The organism is Salipaludibacillus aurantiacus (genome assembly GCF_900111295.1).
GTDB lineage: Bacteria > Bacillota > Bacilli > Bacillales > Salisediminibacteriaceae > Salipaludibacillus > Salipaludibacillus aurantiacus.
In genome coordinates, this window is sequence record NZ_FOGT01000010.1 from 1 (window position 1) to 15552 (window position 15552).

Consider the following 15552-nt stretch of genomic DNA (forward strand, 5'->3'; position numbering starts at 1 on the left):
GCCTCGTCCGCCTTTTTTTAAAATTAGCCTAAAAAACACATTACATATATTAACATTAATGTATTTATTATACTTACGTGCAATCGTTATGGGTCTGACCCCCCAGCTATTTCCATGGTTGTGAACAAAAAAACCGGCCCTCTTACCGGGCCGGCCTGTGATGTTAATCCATCCTATTCTTTTAAAGCTTCAACGACTTTATCTGCAGTGCTTTGGCTGGACATCGGATTTTGTCCGGTAATTAAATGGCCGTCACGAATTGAATAATCGGTCCACTTTTCACCGCGTACAAACTCCCCGCCAATTTTTTTCAGTTCAGTCTCAAGCAAGAAAGGTACGGCGCCGTCGAGCTGCATTTCACGTTCTTCCTCATCTGTAAAGGCGGTTAGTTTCTTGCCTTTCACAAGCGGTGTCCCGTTCTTATAAGTTACTTCAAGAAAGGCACTTGGACCGTGACAGACCGAAGCAATAATTGACCCGTCTTCTGCATGTTCCTGTAAGGCGCGTTTTAACATTGAGCTTTCGGGAAAGTCAAAGACTGTCCCATGGCCTCCAGGGATGAATACGGCATCGAAACCGGAAATGTGGTCTTCAGACAGCTGCTTCGTATTGCTCAAGAGCGCCTGGGCTTCCTGCCATTCCATTTTTTCTTCTTCAGGAAGACTGTTCGGATCTATCGGCACCTGGCCGCCTTTAATACTTGTTACCGTCACGTCAAACCCGTTTTTTATAAATGTCGCATAAGGGGCTGCATATTCTTCAAGCCACAACCCGGTCGCCTGATCGCCATTTATCGTTGAATGACTTGTTAAAACCATTAATACTTTTTTGCTCATTATTTATTCCTCCTTCAAAAGGATTCATTTCAATCACAGTGAAGGTATTCCCGAAATCGGGGCCAAGTTAAACGTGTGGAGGCTATTTTAAATGTTATTAAGCAGAAAATCTGCCGCCATTTTTGAATGAAGATGGGTCGTATCAAATACCGGCATGTCCAGATCTTCCGGTTTAATCAGCATAGGGAGTTCGGTGCACCCCAGAATAATCCCTGTTTCCCCGGCTGTATTTACACCATTAATAATAGATAACATCCGCTCTTTCGACTCATTTTTAATAATTCCGCGGCATAATTCGTCAAAAATGACTGAGTGAATGACTTTCCGGTCTTCAGCGTTTGGGGTTACCACTGTAAGCCCGCTATGTTCCAGCTTTTTTTTATAAAAATCCTGTTCCATTGTAAATGCCGTCCCTAGTAAAACTGCAGTAGATATACCCTTTTCCTTCATACTGGCGGCCGTCGCATCTCCAATGTGCAGCAGAGGAACGGAAAGATGCTGTTCAATATCCTCAGCTGTTTTGTGCATCGTATTTGAACATATAACGATAGCATCGGCCCCGGCTGTTTCCAACTTTAGGGCCGCATCGGCCATCGCCTTGGCCGCCTGCTTCCATTTTCCTTCATGCTGAAGGGCGGCAATCTCCTGAAAATCAAATGAGTACATTAAGCATTTAGCCGAGTGGAGCCCTCCAAGTCTTTTTTGAATACTGGTGTTTATAAGCCGGTAATAGTCCGCCGTAGATTCCCAGCTTAATCCGCCGATCAATCCGAGCGTTTTCATAAAAATTCCTCCCTGCTTTTTCAGGTTACTGAGTCAAAAAGTATTTAACAGTCCTGCCAACTTGAAGAGATGGGATGCCTGCTTAATGCAGTTGAGAGCCGCCGCATCAATCACCTCCGAACGATCGTTTAAATTCCTCAACTATTTTCCTGCGTACGGCTTCATTTGATAAGATTTCGTACCCTGTCAAAGCGAGAGCCTTAGCCCCTGTAATCATTCCTTCGAACCCTTCTTTACTTAAGGCAGCTTCTCTGAACTCATGCGTATGGGCACTTATAGGAACAGAGGATATTTGAATATACGGATGGATCGCGGGGCACCGATGGCTAACGTTTCCCATATCGAGGGAGCCTGTCCCGCCTTCATGTTCATAGATCTCCTCTTTAGGGATCCCCACTTCCACGAGCTGATTTGTAAAAATATCAGAAAGAACATTGTTTGTTTTCATATCATCATAGGAGTATTCATAGTTGGAAACTTCAAGGCGGGCACCTGTGGAGAGAGCTGCGCCCCTGGCACAGTTAATCACTTTTTCTGTCACAGGATCGCACGTATTCCGTTCGTTTGCCCTCACATAAAACTGGGCGACCGCGTAGTCAGGTACAATGTTAGCGGCCTGGCCGCCTTCAGGGATAATGCCATGCATACGAACATCAGGTGTGACATGCTCACGCAGGGCATTTACACTATTAAAGGTCTGAATGACGGCATCGAGTGCATTAATGCCCTGTTCAGGCGCTGCAGCCGCGTGGGCACTTTTCCCGTAAAAAGCAAACTGTACCGCATCCATAGCAAGAGATGTCCCGCTTTTAACAAAGCGTGCAGAAGGGTGAGCCATCACTGCGGCATCCAAGTGGTCAAAATAGCCTTCCTCAGCCATTGTTACTTTGGCGCCTTTTGTTTCTTCAGCAGGTGTTCCATACACATAAACTTTACCGCCGGTTTCTTGGGAAACGCCGGCAAGGCCGATAGCTGCAGCGATTCCTTGAGTGCCGATCAGGTTATGGCCGCAGGCGTGCCCCAGATCAGGAAGCGCATCATACTCAGCCATAAAACCGACGTGCGGCCCAGGTTTGCCAGAGTCATATACCGCCTCGAAAGCTGTCGGCTGACCTACAACCCCTGTCGTTACAGAAAAGGCGTGGTCCTTTAGCATATCCGTCAAAACCTGACAGGCTTTAAACTCTTCATTTCCCAATTCAGGATTATTCCCTATATACTGGCTGATATCATAAAACATGTCCTTAAGTTCCTCAATAGTCTTTATAATTTGCTCTTTCATCCTTTTTCACCTCATTTACAGATTCATAGCTTAAAAGGTTTATCTGGAAAAAAAAGGGGGGTCTGACCCCTTTTTTTGACCCCTTTTATTCAATTCGGTCTAGCGGTTTTTCCGCTGGGCCTTCTGCCACTGATCCGTCGTAGTTGAAACGTGAGCCGTGGCAAGGGCAGTCCCATGTGCGGTCGCCGTTATTCCACTCTACTTCACAGCCCAGATGGGTGCAAGTGGAGTCGACGATAAACAGTTTTCCGTTTTCATCCCTGTACGCGCCTGACCGTCTGCCTTCTGCCAGAACGATAGCCCCTTCTCCAGCTTTTACTTCATCAATTTTTTTCTCCACAGGTTTGACCTTATCGACGAAGAAATGCTTAGCGACATCCAGGTTTTGCTTCAAAAATGTTTTCAGGCTTGGATCGGCTAAGAAACGGTTCGGATCGAATACGGTCATTTCTTCGGTCTCGCGGCCTGTCACATAGTCTCTTAACATAAGGGCGGCCAATGTCCCGCTCGTCATACCCCATTTTTTAAACCCTGTCGCTACAAACGTGTTTGGCCAATGGGCAGTTAATAGGCCGATATACGGTATTTTATCAATCGTGTAAAGATCCTGTGCGGACCAGCGGTAAGGAAATTCCTTAGCCCCGAAAACATCTTTGGCGAATGTTTCCAGATTAAGGTAATGATTCATCGTCGGTTCTCCCTGGCCGGTCTTGTGCCCGTCACCGGCAATAAGAAGATGATCCTCTCCGTTAATTTTAACTGATCGGACCGACCTTGAAGGATTATCGACGCTTAAATACATGCCATTGACTTTTTTACCTTTCATAGCGACGATATACGCCCGCTCCGCATACATCCTTGCAAAGAAATAGTTGTCAGCTTCATAAAAAGGGAAGTGGGTGCATGATAAAACATACCGGCAGGAGATGTAAGGGCCGTCCCTTGTTTCCACAATCGGAGTATCTCCTTCCACCAGCCCGGTGACTACCGTGTCTTCATACACTTTCCCACCCATTTTTTTGAAATCCTGCAATAAAAAGGCCAAATAATGTAAAGGATGAAACTGAGCCTGGTTTTTCATTGCGAGAGCAGACTCGATTGGCACATTAAAAGGCAGGCTGTCGAGAACGTCATAAGGAATTCCCAGCTTATCGTAAGCTTCTCTTTCCTGCTGAAGCTGATGAGCGGATTTTTTTGATGAAGCATAAAGAATAGCATCTTGTTTTTCCCACTCACAAGGTATTTGATAATCTGTGACAACTTTTTCGATAAAGTTTTTCGCCTTTTCATGGCCTTCATAGTAAAGCCGGGCGTGATTTTCATCGGTATGCTGAATTAATTCATGGTAAAACAATCCGTGCTGGGAGGTCACTTTAGCTGTGGTGTGTCCTGTCGTCCCGTGCAGCACTTTATCTGCATCTACTAAAATAACATCCAGGCCTTCTTTAGCAAGAAGCCAGGCAGCTGTTATCCCTGTAATTCCGCCGCCGGCTACAACCACCTCAGTTTCAGTGCTTTCAGTCAGCGGGCGGGGTTCGTCAAAAGAAGTGGAATCAATCCAGTAAGAATGGGGATCATCAGGCAAGCGAGAAGAGTAAACATCTTTCATTATATATCCCTGCTTTCATCGTGTAGTAAGTTAGGTGTTAGTGTCTGCTTCGGCCAGTAAAACTATTCCTTTAGCTCTGTTATAAAAAATAATACTGAAATAGATTTTAAAAAGAAGGATTTAAGGTCCATCGCACAAAATAATGTTAATTAGGTAAATAAATTGTCGATAAGCGACTATAAAAAGGATATGAAAAAGGAGGGAATGGACAATGGATATTAAAGGATCAACATTTGTTGTAGCAGGGGGCGCTTCAGGCCTGGGAGAAGCAACAGTTAAAATGCTCGTTCATTATGGGGCGCTCGTATTGATTCTTGATCAAAACGAATTAAAAGGCAGGTCAGTCCAGGAAGATATAGGGTCCAGAGTCTGGTTTGAAAAAGCCGATATCACCTCGGAATACCAGGTAAGAAAAAGCCTTGAACGCGGGCTTGACCGATACGGAGACATTCATGGCCTGATAAACACAGCCGGGATTGGCCATTCAGAAAAGGTGATAAAAAAAGAGGGGCTCCACAGCCTTGATGTATTCTCTGAAGTAATGCAGGTCAACTTGATTGGAAGTTTTAACTTAACCAGGCTTGCTGCTGAAATTATGAAAGATAATGAGCCGAATGAGGAAGGGGAGAAGGGAGTTATTATTAATACTGCCTCTATTGCAGCCTATGAAGGCCAGGCAGGCCAGGCAGCATACAGTGCCTCTAAAGGCGGTGTGGTCTCTATGACACTCCCTCTTGCAAGAGAGCTGGCGGATTACGGCATCAGGGTGATGAGCATTGCCCCAGGCCTGTTTCATACGCCAATGCTTAAGTCTTTGCCAAAAAAGGCACGCGAATACTTGGAAAACCAGCCGCTTTTTCCTGACAGAGTCGGGGCGCCTGATGAATATGCCCTCCTCGTCAAGTCGATTCTTTCCAATACAATGCTGAACGGTGAAACAATTCGCCTCGACGGCGCTGTCCGTCTCCCGCCAAAATAACTACACGAGCCTGCTGGAGGAGTTCCTATGATCCCACCAAAGTTAAAGAGAGGCGATGAAGTAAGAGTTATTTCGCCGTCTGTCAGTTTGTCCGTTGTCAGTGATGAGGTGGAAAAAACGGCGGTCAGACGCCTCGAAACACTTGGATTAAAAGTAACGATTGCAAAGAACGCCCGTGAAACAGACGATTTTTCTTCCGCTTCTGTTGCGTCCCGTATTGAAGATTTACATGAAGCCTTCCTTGACCCGGAAGTGAAAGGAATTTTCACGACACTCGGCGGGTATAACGCCAATCAGTTATTAACCGATATCAATTACGGTATAATTCAGTCCAACCCGAAAATACTCTGCGGTTATTCGGATATTACTGCCTTATCCGCTGCTATTTATAAAAAGCAGGTTTAATTACTTATTCAGGGCCGCATTTTTCCACGTTGGGAATGAAGAAGGGAAACGATTATACAATAGATTATATGGTTAAATGCCTGTTTGAAAAAGGCGGGTACTCAGTTATTCCTTCAGACCATTGGAGTGATGACAAATGGTATATCGACCAGGTAAACCGGGATTTTATTACAAACAGAGGGAATGAAGTTATTCATGAAGGAACTGCTGAAGGGACTCTGATCGGAGGCAACTTGTGCACATTGAATTTACTCCAGGGGACACCATTCATGCCGAGTATCAGACAAGCCGTATTATTTCTGGAAGACGACGAAGCATCCGGACCGGAAACATTCGACCGTGACCTGCAGTCTCTTCTCCACCAGCCGGGCGGGGAAGAGATCAGAGGCCTCGTCATCGGAAAGTTCCAGAAAGCATCACGGATGACCAGCCATTTGCTTAAGCAGATTATCGAATTGAAAAAAGAGCTGCGCGGTGTACCGGTCATTACTGAAGCTGACTTCGGCCATACCTCCCCGATGATTACCTTTCCTGTAGGAGGGAGGGCGCATATCACAGCTGAACGTGGCCGGACAATGATCCGGATTTTAGACCACTAACCTTGGCTGCTGAAAAGTTTAATATTGAGGATGGGGGCGCGCAGCCTTGGGACAGGGCGGCTCTGGCTGAGCGGCACGACAGTATAAGGTCCGCTCGCGCATGTCGTGCTGTCTGTTGAGCGAGCCATATATCCAATATATGAGCCGCTGGAAAGCCGCCGCACCAAGCGAGCGGGTGATATCCGAAATAAAAGACCCACTCACTTGGCGTGCTGCCTTGTGAGTGGGTCATATCTGTTGTCATTGGATTCTCAGGACGCCCCACAAATGTATTAAATGACGCTGCCTTATTGAACGGCTGCCTCTGGCAGTCTGTTTTTAATAAGGTAAATGTGATAAAAATATTCAAACACACCTACGGCTATACCAGTGACAGCTGAGCCAAGGATCAGTTCTGTGCTGTTTCCGGCCATCCATATACCTAAAAGCCAAACGATCAGGAAAACCCCCGCACCATCAGTCAAAGAGGCAATGGTGTTTTTTAACTTTGGCATAATATACAGGTCTCCCGCATATGACACGGTGAGCACTAAACTTAAAATGAGAATCTGTCCAACTGTAAGAACGCTCCATATTCCATTTAAAACAATCCATAAAACGGCTAACAGTGCGGCAAATTTAATTAAAACAGCCCATATATGATTCATTGTTTTCCTCCTTTACACATTAAGTTTATTTTTTCAAAGAGGAAAGAGGATATGCATGCCTTTCTTTTTAAACAGTGAAAGCTGGAACATACCCCCTTTTAAAAATCCCTTATTCCATTGATTTGCAGAATATAAACTTCTATTTCTAAAAATTTGTATTATTTCTACAATAATACAGTAACTTTTTGTTTTTTTAGCCGAATATGCTGTAAAACGTGTTATAATCAAGAAAGCGATTTCAGCAGTGCTTTGCATAAGTAAAGACGAAGATATAAAAAACGTGTTAAAATAAGCGGCACAATGATTTTAAATTTGCCGACTTGAAAGTAAGTCACACGGTTTGAACGAGGTGCACCGATGAAGATGGGAACTATGGAGAACTTAACGCCATTTATGACATTTAACAGGGATGAGTGGGCTGAACTTCGCCAGTCTTATCCAATGGAAGTGACTGCGGAAGAAATTGAGCGTTTAAAAGGTGTCAATGACGTCCTAAATATGCAGGAAATAGCTGATATTTATTTACCCTTAACGCGTCTGATTAATCTTCACGCCATTGCTTCCCAGGAGCTGTACAGGAGCCGGTACGTATTTTTACACAAACAGGAACGGAAAGTTCCTTATATAATTGGGATTGCAGGGAGTGTAGCTGTGGGCAAGAGTACGATTGCCCGTGTGCTTCACACGCTTCTTTCAAGATTTGACCACCATCCGAAAGTAGATCTGGTCACCACGGACGGTTTCTTATACCCAAATGCTGAACTTGAAAGACGGGGGATCATGAATAAAAAAGGGTTCCCTGAGAGCTATGATGTACATGCCTTACTGACTTTTTTAACAGAACTGAAGTCAGGTAAATCAACAGTGGAAGCACCTGTTTACTCACATCTGACATATGATATCGTTCCTGAAGAAAAACAAGTGGTAAATCAGCCTGATATCGTCATTATTGAAGGGATTAATGTCTTGCAGCCGCCTAAAAAGACTAGTGAGGATTTCGGGGAACAGGTATACGTATCCGACTATTTTGATTTTTCTATTTTCGTTGATGCCGAGGAAGAGAATATCCTGCACTGGTATGTTGAACGGTTTAAGACTTTAAGGAAAACCGCCTTTAGAAATCCTGCGTCCTACTTCAGGAAATACGCGGATTTAAATGATCAGGAAGCTTATGAAACAGCTAAAGGAATCTGGGAGCGGATTAACCGGAAAAATCTTCACGAAAATATTCTGCCGACCCGCCACCGTGCCGATTTGATCTTACGGAAAGGTGCTCATCATTTAGTAAGCGACATTAAAATGAGAAAAGTATAAATGGACATCCGCCTTCATAATGGCGGGTGTTTTTTATTAAAAGGAAGCAATATTTCATACGGACCGGGCCGTTTGTTATAATGTAACCACACAATACAGGTGAGGAGGATTCCGTTTGTATCCTTTAATTTCCCCTCTTGGCGACCGTGCGGTCCGGATGACGTTTGGAGACCGTTTGACAGAGAAGGCGAACGACAGTGTGCAGGCAGCCTATTCCCGGCTCGATCATGCGGAATTGGAGTATATTTCTGAAATGGTTCCCGGGTATGTGACGCTGACAGTCTATTATGACCCTTTAAAAGCCCCGGCTTATAATAAAATGCTCCATCAGCTAAAAAACGCAGCAAAAGCCGGACAGCCATTAGAAAGTGATTTTTCTCAAAAAAGGCACCTCATCCTTCCCGTGTACTATGGGGGAAATAAAGGACCTGACTTGGAGGAAGTCGCCCGCTGGAACAGCCTGGAAACAGAAGAAGTTATTAAAAGGCATACAGGAGCCACTTACCGGGTATATATGATGGGGTTTGCCCCAGGTTTTCCTTATTTGGGGGAATTGGATGAGACTCTGGCTACCCCAAGGCGGAAAACGCCCCGGAAGAAAGTGCCTTCAGGCTCAGTAGGCATTGCCGGTCCGCAGACTGGGGTGTATTCTGTCGATTCTCCCGGCGGCTGGCAGATTATCGGGCATACCCCGGTAAGGCTGTTCGATGCAGGGAAAGAGGAACCTGTGCTAATAAAAGCAGGAGATCTCATCTCATTTAAATCTGTCAATGAACAGGAATATGAAGATATTTTTCATGAATGTGAAAAAGGAATTTACAGGCCATCTATTGAATAGAAAGAAGAATAAAGGAGGGGACTTATGGCTAAAATTACCGTCGATTTAAACAGCGACATTGGCGAAAGTTTCGGCCTTTATCAAATTGGCCAGGATGAAGAAGTACTTGACTTCATTACCTCAGCCAATATAGCCTGCGGTTACCATGCAGGTGATCATAATGTCATGAACAGAACGGTCAAACTTGCTAAAGACAAGGGGGCTGCTATAGGTGCTCATCCGGGTCTGCCGGACCTTGCCGGATTCGGGCGGCGGATCATGGAAGTGACGCCTGAGGATGTTTATAATATGGTCATCTATCAAGTCAGCAGTTTAAAAGGTTTCGCTGCTATTTATAATGAAAGAGTCAACCATGTAAAACCCCATGGCGCCCTTTTTAACATGGCTGCTAAAGATCCCATCACTGCTGAAGCCATTGCAGAGGCAGTCTATGATATTGACCAGTCACTTATTTTGTACGGGCTCGCGGGAAGTGAGCTGGTCAGGGCCGGAAGGAAACGGAATCTTCATGTGGCAGAAGAAGTGTTTGCCGACCGGACTTATCAGCCTGATGGTTCTTTAACTCCGAGGTCTGAGGCTGGTGCGGTGATACACGACCCGGAAAAAGCGGCAGACCGGGTGATCCGCATGGTTACTGAAGGGATGGTTTCAGCGGCGGATGGAACGGAGCTGCCGATTAAAGCAGATACGGTATGTGTGCATGGAGACGGATTACAGGCTCTTCGATTTGTTGAAAAGCTTCGCCAGGTTTTAAATGACCATGGCGTATTTGTGAAAGCAGTGACTCACTCATGATTCCGCTAATAAAAATAGAGGAGCCGGGATTACATACAACGATCCAGGATACCGGACGTTACGGCATGCAGCAATATGGGGTCGTCCCTTCAGGCCCGATGGATCCGTTTGCTTTCCGTATAGCAAACCTGCTTGCAGGTAACGCGCCTGACGATGCTGCAATTGAAATCACGATGGTAGGGCCGAGTGTAAGGTTTCTCGAAAACTGTGTCATCGCCATTACTGGCGCAAACCTGTCGCCTACTTTAGACGGGAGAAAAGTGCCTGTTTGGGGAAGCCTCTATGTGAAGAAAGGCCAGGAGCTTCAATTCGGAAAACCGAAACACGGAGTAAGAGCTTACCTCGCCATAGCCGGAGGGATTCACACGCAAAAGGTACTTCAAAGCCGGGCCACTTACACGAAAGCAGAACTGGGAGGCTTAAAAGGGCAGCCGCTTGAAACGGGAGATGAACTCCCTGGCTTGACTTTACCTGACACTGAGCTTTCAAAACGTAAAGGGAAACTGCTGTCGGAAAAACTGCGTCCTTATTACCAGTCGCACCATATGGTGAGGGTCATCCCTGACGAACAGGAGAGTTACTTCACTAAAGAGGCTCTTCAGACCTTTTATACTCATTCGTTTAAAGTCACCCCGCAGTCTGACAGGATGGGGTACCGGCTCCAGGGGCAGAAAATCGGTCATAAACAGGAAGCAGAGATTCTTTCAGAGGCTGTGGCGTTTGGTTCTATCCAGGTTCCCGCAGACGGAGCCCCCATCATTTTGATGGCTGACCGCCAGACGACAGGCGGGTATCCTAAAATCGGAACAATTATCACGCACGATTTATGGAAAGTGGCCCAGCTCATGCCCGGCCACACCTTGTCATTTCAGAGAAGTTCAGTGGAAGAAGGGCACCTCTGGCATGAGTATGAAACTAATCTTTTAAAAAAATTAAGTGTAAGCATTCAGCAAAAATAACGGAAGGATGATTTAAATGAGTAAGCAGCCAATCCAAACAACCGAAGCGCCATCAGCGATCGGACCGTATTCACAAGCTGTCCGCACAGGAGATGTTATTTACACTTCCGGCCAGATAGGACTGGATCCGGCAAGCGGAGAAATGGCAGAGGGGCTTGAAAAGCAGGCCCACCAAGTGATGAAAAATGTAAAAGCAGTTCTGGCAGCAGCAGACTGTGAGATGAATGATGTCGTGAAAGCAATGATCTTTATGCAAAATATGGATGACTTTGTCACGGTTAATGAGATCTATGCTTCTTATTTTGAGGAGCCTTATCCGGCAAGAAGCGCCGTAGAAGTCTCACGCATGCCTAAAGGCGCACTTGTTGAAGTGGAAGTAATTGCTAAAAAGAAGTAAAGCATCCAGTCCCGCAGGATGGTATGGGTACAGCAGCAAAAGGCGCGGCCCATGTGAGCCGCGCCTTTTGGAAATAAGTGGGGGGTCTGTCCCCCCATTTTTTTACTTCTCCTTGTTTGTCAGTTCCCGGATTTCTTCAAGTACCGGCATCGCTTCCTTTTCCTCATCAGTGACCCTATCCCAATGAATTCCGGACGGCTTCCGGTCTCCAGCTCCAGTTTCTATCACTTCTATCTCAGTGACGATGTAATCAAGGGTTAAATCGAAATCATCTGTGTGAAAGTCCTCGCTGACCACTTGGACAGGATGAACCGTTCCCACCACAGGCATTGGCGGGTTGCCTAGTTCCCTTAAGATGGCATATTCTCTGTCCGCATATCCTTCACCTTTCCCGATACGCCTGCCATCTCTGTGAACCGCCACAGACCCCGCAAAAAGCAAGTCCACTTTCGGTAAATCTTTTAACGGAACAACACTTCCATAATTATGAATATTTTTTAAGCTCGCGGCTGTTTTTTCTTCACCGGCAGGGACATTTTCAGGATCAACTAATATAAATCCGTCTTTAAGCCTGGGCGTAGGCACGAGCAGGATTTTGCCATCTTTGAGCACCTGGGCGCGCACTGGAAGCTGTGGAGAGTCAGGATTAACTTTCACCACTTCTGCTTTTTTGTAGATATCCAGCTTAAACACACGGGATGCTGCTTTTTCGGCCCCTTTAAAATTAGGAATTCTCCCTTTTAAAGGGAAGGGGAACCGGCCCACTTTTTCCTCGGTCATTTTATCCCACACCTGTTCTCTTAAAGTATGTTTATCCATTGCCATATCACTTATCACCTCTTTTAAAAATATATTACCATTATTTTTCAAGTTCTGTTGTCTCAGACAGATAAATTTGAAAAGATACGAAAAACTGCCCCGGCGGGAACCGGAGCAGAGAACAGGATTAAAAAATCATATGTGCAATTAATACAATAATCGGTAAGGCAATAATAGTTCGCTCCAGGAAAATAATAAATAAGTCTTTAAAACCTACCGGGATTTTGGACCCTAACAGGACACCGCCCACTTCAGATAAGAAAATAAGCTGTGAAACTGACAGGCAGGCAATAATAAACCTGGTCATTTCGCTTTCTATTCCTGCAGCAAAGATGGCTGGAAGAAACATGTCAGCAAACCCGACAATAATTGTTTCAGAAGCAGCCGCCGCTTCAGGGACCTGCATCAGTTCAAGGATAGGGACGAACGGCATGCCCAGCCATGTAAAAACAGGCGTATATTCTGCAAGAATAACAGCTGCGGTACCAAAAGCCATAACAACGGGGGCAACGCCGAGCCACATATCAAGGACGTTCTTTCCTCCGTCTTTAAAAAACTTGCCGGCACTTGTATTTTTATCAGCACGCTCTTTCGCTTTATCAAAACCGAATTTCACAGCTCCAAAAGATTTTTTAGAGTAAGTATCAGGCAGCTCTTCGCTCAGCTGGTTTTTCTGCCCTCCGGCATATTCCTGAGGCTTTCGTGAAAGAGGCGGGATCCGTGGCATAATTAATGCCGCGATAATTCCAGTAAAAATGACTGTTCCGTAAAACGGAAGAAACATATGCACCAGTCCGACCTGGTCGATAACAACTAGTGAGAAAGTGATTGAGACAACCGAAAAAGTTGTACCAATAACAGCCGCTTCACGTTTTGAATAAAACCCTTCTTCATACTGCTTATTTGTCAAAATAACACCAATCGTCCCGTCACCGAGCCAGGATGTGAGTGAATCAATGGACGAGCGGCCCGGCAGTGTAAAAAGCGGGCGCATTAATTTTGCAAGAAGTGTTCCGAAAAACTCAAGTAGTCCAAAGTTCAGAAGCAGTGGAAGGAACAAGCCGGCAAACAGAAAGATTGTAAATAAAAGCGGGAGCAGATCATATAACAGCAACCCCCCGGTGTATTCGGAATACACAGCTTCAGGGCCGACCTGAAACAGCGTCATGATGGCAAAAATAACAGCTGCAAGCCTCACTATTAACCAAAACATCGACACATCAAAGAGGTTTTTGAAAAAAGGCGTCCCTTCAATGAGTTGAGGGCGGGAGACTCTATGTATGAGCGATCCTAGAAAACTTAATATAATAATGACAGTCATGATTGCGGGAAGAACTTCTATAAGCATACCTTCAAGTGCATTTGACAGCAGGGCAACAGGGATAGTGAAACCTTCTTCTGTGGGCAGCGGGGTCATGAACAGGCCAATTCCGATTAAAGAAGGAATGATAAATTTCCACACTGCTGAGCGCGAAGTATGGCTGGATATATTTTCATTAGACATGTAAAGTCACCTCATAATAATAAATTAATAATTATTCAACAAAATTAATTTTAATTTATGAGTTTGCATAAATCAACCTTTTTTTAGAATATTTATTCTAAAAAAGTATATTCTTATTATAAATATCCTTTTTTATGCAGGTATAAACATACACTTTTCTGGATGCAGGTGTTTGTTCAATGGAAATGAGGGTGGGCGGTGCCGTTCAATGGGGTAAAAAGGGGAGCAGGCAAATGCCCGAATGACCGAGGGGGAGTGAGAAAGGTAAAAAGATCCAGAGCTTCCACCAACGCCACCAAAAAAACCCGCGCGCTCTAATTAGTCAAGCGGCGGGTCTGGTCAGCCTTATTTCATATTTACACGGCCCATTCGCCTTTACGGAAGACAGGTTCAGTGGAGCCGTCAGCCAGTTCGCCATCAATATCCATATCACCGGAGCCGATCATAAAATCAACATGGGTGATACTTGTATTTAAACCGGCTTTTTTTAATTCGTCACTGGACATTTGTGCGCCGTCTTTTAAACATGTAGAGTAGGCGCTTCCCAAAGCGATATGATTGGAGGCATTCTCATCGTACAGAGTGTTATAGAAAAGAATGCCGGACTGGGAGATTGGGGAACTGTGCGGCACAAGAGCGACTTCTCCAAGGTGACGGGCCCCCTCATCCGTATCGAGCAGGTGTTTAAGTGTTTCTTCCCCTTGTTCAGCCGAGAAATCCACCACTTTACCATCCTTAAACGTGAGAGTGAAATTATCAATAACGTTACCGCCGTAATTAAGCGGTTTTGTATTTGAGACTGTTCCGTGGACGCCATCAGCTTTTGGCGCGGTAAACACTTCTTCTGTAGGCATGTTTGCAACAAAGTGAACGCCATCCTGGCTTGGACCGCCGCCGCCTACCCACACATGATTCTCAGGAAGTTCAATTGTTAAATCAGTGCCTGGCGCTTTATAATGCAGCTTTTTGTAGTTTTTTCCGTTTAAAAATTTTGCTTTAGTTTGAAGGCTTTCGTCATGAGCGCGCCATTCAGCCACCGGATCTTCTGTATTTACTCTTACAGACTCGAAAATGGCTTCCCAAAGCTTAGCTTCCTGCTCTTCTTCAGGAGTGTCAGGGAAAACTTTTGCTGCCCATGCTTTTGAAGGAGTTGAAATAACGAGCCAGCTTACTTTATCCGATTGTATGTATGTTCTGAATTTGTCCATCGCCTGGCCCTGCGCTTTATTTTGTGCGGCGATTTTTTCACCATCCACTCCTTTTAGCAAGTCAGGGTCGGTTGATTTAATGGTCATAAAGGCGGCGCCTTTTTCAGCCATGTCTTCAAATCCTTTTGCTTTCCATTCAGGGAATTCTTTGAAGGATTCCATAGGAGCCATGTCGTAGCGGATACGGGTAAGGTCTTCATCATTCCACTCAACGTGAACATTTTTAGCCCCTGCCTCGTAAGCTTTTTTGGCTACCTGACGGGTGAAATCTGCACTGCTTAAAGGAGCGTTAATAACAAGAGTCTGACCCTGTTGGATGTTAACACCAACTTTTACGGCCAGTTCAGCATATTGATCAAGCTTTTCTTCAAATGTTTTCATTGTTTATCTCCCTTCAATTTAAGATTTATGATTATTTTAACAGTTTTCTCCTCATATTGAAAATTCGAGTTCCTAAATAAGTTCTCTTTTCCAGCTTCTAGGTAAAAAAGGGTTAATTTGCCTCGGAAAAGGGAAATACACATATACCAGCTTCGTTTAAATCTCTAAAAAGGTGTAAATTGATCTAATCAATTGAG

Annotated in this window: 15 protein-coding genes and 1 pseudogene; 7 read left to right on the top strand and 9 right to left on the bottom strand. The window is 45.0% G+C overall.

Annotated elements, in window-relative coordinates:
* Positions 1-173: 173 nt before the first annotated feature.
* The 4 genes from BMW59_RS12880 to BMW59_RS12895 all read right to left on the bottom strand — a co-directional run bounded on the left by BMW59_RS12880 (position 174) and on the right by BMW59_RS12895 (position 4510).
* On the bottom strand, positions 174-836 hold the full coding sequence (locus BMW59_RS12880; protein WP_093052802.1) for a type 1 glutamine amidotransferase domain-containing protein: 663 nt from the start codon (positions 834-836) through the stop codon (positions 174-176).
* Between the two features lie 87 nt (positions 837-923).
* Positions 924-1619 carry an aspartate/glutamate racemase family protein gene (locus BMW59_RS12885; RefSeq protein WP_093052805.1) on the bottom strand — a complete coding sequence of 232 codons (696 nt, stop codon included), beginning with the start codon at positions 1617-1619 and terminating at the stop codon, positions 924-926.
* A 106-nt stretch (positions 1620-1725) separates the two neighbouring features.
* The gene (locus BMW59_RS12890; RefSeq protein WP_093052808.1) at positions 1726-2901 is read right to left on the bottom strand and encodes a M20 family metallopeptidase; all 1176 of its coding nucleotides are present in this window, start codon (positions 2899-2901) and stop codon (positions 1726-1728) included.
* 85 nt (positions 2902-2986) lie between these two features.
* Positions 2987-4510: an FAD-dependent oxidoreductase gene (locus BMW59_RS12895; protein ID WP_093052811.1), complete on the bottom strand. Its 1524-nt coding sequence runs from the start codon at positions 4508-4510 to the stop codon at positions 2987-2989.
* A gap of 211 nt (positions 4511-4721) precedes the next feature.
* Between BMW59_RS12895 and BMW59_RS12900 the strand changes: the two genes are divergently transcribed.
* Both BMW59_RS12900 and BMW59_RS12905 read left to right on the top strand, forming a co-directional pair.
* Positions 4722-5489: an SDR family NAD(P)-dependent oxidoreductase gene (locus BMW59_RS12900; RefSeq protein ID WP_093052814.1), complete on the top strand. Its 768-nt coding sequence runs from the start codon at positions 4722-4724 to the stop codon at positions 5487-5489.
* A gap of 27 nt (positions 5490-5516) precedes the next feature.
* A pseudogene (locus BMW59_RS12905) lies at positions 5517-6493 on the top strand (S66 family peptidase).
* Here BMW59_RS12905 and BMW59_RS22280 read toward each other — a convergent pair.
* Positions 6490-6621, bottom strand: a complete 132-nt coding sequence (locus tag BMW59_RS22280; RefSeq protein WP_281244273.1) for a hypothetical protein — start codon at positions 6619-6621, stop codon at positions 6490-6492. The pseudogene BMW59_RS12905 and the gene BMW59_RS22280 overlap by 4 nt on opposite strands.
* A gap of 159 nt (positions 6622-6780) precedes the next feature.
* Positions 6781-7140 carry a DUF2512 family protein gene (locus BMW59_RS12910; RefSeq protein WP_093052817.1) on the bottom strand — a complete coding sequence of 120 codons (360 nt, stop codon included), beginning with the start codon at positions 7138-7140 and terminating at the stop codon, positions 6781-6783.
* A gap of 357 nt (positions 7141-7497) precedes the next feature.
* On the opposite strand from BMW59_RS12910, the gene coaA reads away from it, so the two are divergent.
* From coaA to BMW59_RS12935, 5 genes are all read left to right on the top strand, one after another.
* Positions 7498-8454, top strand: a complete 957-nt coding sequence (gene coaA, locus BMW59_RS12915) for a type I pantothenate kinase (protein ID WP_425441275.1) — start codon at positions 7498-7500, stop codon at positions 8452-8454.
* Positions 8455-8569: 115 nt separating this feature from the next.
* A complete protein-coding gene (pxpB, locus tag BMW59_RS12920) occupies positions 8570-9292 on the top strand; it encodes a 5-oxoprolinase subunit PxpB (protein WP_093052820.1) in 723 nt (240 codons plus the stop codon).
* Positions 9293-9316: 24 nt separating this feature from the next.
* Entirely contained in the window at positions 9317-10087 is a 771-nt protein-coding gene (locus tag BMW59_RS12925) for a LamB/YcsF family protein (RefSeq protein WP_093052823.1), read from the top strand.
* Positions 10084-11046 (top strand): 5-oxoprolinase subunit C family protein, encoded by a 963-nt coding sequence (locus BMW59_RS12930; protein WP_093052826.1) that lies wholly within the window; start codon positions 10084-10086, stop codon positions 11044-11046. The genes BMW59_RS12925 and BMW59_RS12930 overlap by 4 nt, the downstream gene beginning before the upstream one ends.
* Before the next feature lie 16 nt (positions 11047-11062).
* The gene (locus BMW59_RS12935; protein ID WP_093052829.1) at positions 11063-11443 is read left to right on the top strand and encodes a RidA family protein; all 381 of its coding nucleotides are present in this window, start codon (positions 11063-11065) and stop codon (positions 11441-11443) included.
* Between the two features lie 102 nt (positions 11444-11545).
* Here the strand turns inward: BMW59_RS12935 and BMW59_RS12940 are convergent, their stop codons facing one another.
* The 3 genes from BMW59_RS12940 to BMW59_RS12950 form a co-directional block, all read right to left on the bottom strand.
* Positions 11546-12268, bottom strand: a complete 723-nt coding sequence (locus BMW59_RS12940) for a 5-formyltetrahydrofolate cyclo-ligase (protein WP_093052832.1) — start codon at positions 12266-12268, stop codon at positions 11546-11548.
* 121 nt (positions 12269-12389) lie between these two features.
* Positions 12390-13766 (bottom strand): YjiH family protein, encoded by a 1377-nt coding sequence (locus BMW59_RS12945; RefSeq protein ID WP_093052835.1) that lies wholly within the window; start codon positions 13764-13766, stop codon positions 12390-12392.
* A gap of 356 nt (positions 13767-14122) precedes the next feature.
* Positions 14123-15355, bottom strand: coding sequence for an aminopeptidase (locus BMW59_RS12950; RefSeq protein ID WP_093052837.1), 1233 nt, complete (start codon positions 15353-15355; stop codon positions 14123-14125).
* Positions 15356-15552: the final 197 nt, after the last annotated feature.

Bases quoted from the DNA above. Each gene is read 5' to 3' on its own strand.
- BMW59_RS12900 (WP_093052814.1), top strand. From the start codon at position 4,722: ATGGATATTAAAGGATCAACATTTGTTGTAGCAGGGGGCGCTTCAGGC.
- BMW59_RS12945 (WP_093052835.1), bottom strand. From the start codon at position 13,766: ATGTCTAATGAAAATATATCCAGCCATACTTCGCGCTCAGCAGTGTGG.
- BMW59_RS12910 (WP_093052817.1), bottom strand. From the start codon at position 7,140: ATGAATCATATATGGGCTGTTTTAATTAAATTTGCCGCACTGTTAGCC.
- BMW59_RS22280 (WP_281244273.1), bottom strand. From the start codon at position 6,621: ATGGCTCGCTCAACAGACAGCACGACATGCGCGAGCGGACCTTATACT.
- BMW59_RS12940 (WP_093052832.1), bottom strand. From the start codon at position 12,268: ATGGCAATGGATAAACATACTTTAAGAGAACAGGTGTGGGATAAAATG.
- BMW59_RS12880 (WP_093052802.1), bottom strand. From the start codon at position 836: ATGAGCAAAAAAGTATTAATGGTTTTAACAAGTCATTCAACGATAAAT.
- BMW59_RS12925 (WP_093052823.1), top strand. From the start codon at position 9,317: ATGGCTAAAATTACCGTCGATTTAAACAGCGACATTGGCGAAAGTTTC.
- coaA (WP_425441275.1), top strand. From the start codon at position 7,498: ATGAAGATGGGAACTATGGAGAACTTAACGCCATTTATGACATTTAAC.
- BMW59_RS12930 (WP_093052826.1), top strand. From the start codon at position 10,084: ATGATTCCGCTAATAAAAATAGAGGAGCCGGGATTACATACAACGATC.
- BMW59_RS12935 (WP_093052829.1), top strand. From the start codon at position 11,063: ATGAGTAAGCAGCCAATCCAAACAACCGAAGCGCCATCAGCGATCGGA.
- BMW59_RS12950 (WP_093052837.1), bottom strand. From the start codon at position 15,355: ATGAAAACATTTGAAGAAAAGCTTGATCAATATGCTGAACTGGCCGTA.
- BMW59_RS12895 (WP_093052811.1), bottom strand. From the start codon at position 4,510: ATGAAAGATGTTTACTCTTCTCGCTTGCCTGATGATCCCCATTCTTAC.
- BMW59_RS12885 (WP_093052805.1), bottom strand. From the start codon at position 1,619: ATGAAAACGCTCGGATTGATCGGCGGATTAAGCTGGGAATCTACGGCG.
- BMW59_RS12890 (WP_093052808.1), bottom strand. From the start codon at position 2,901: ATGAAAGAGCAAATTATAAAGACTATTGAGGAACTTAAGGACATGTTT.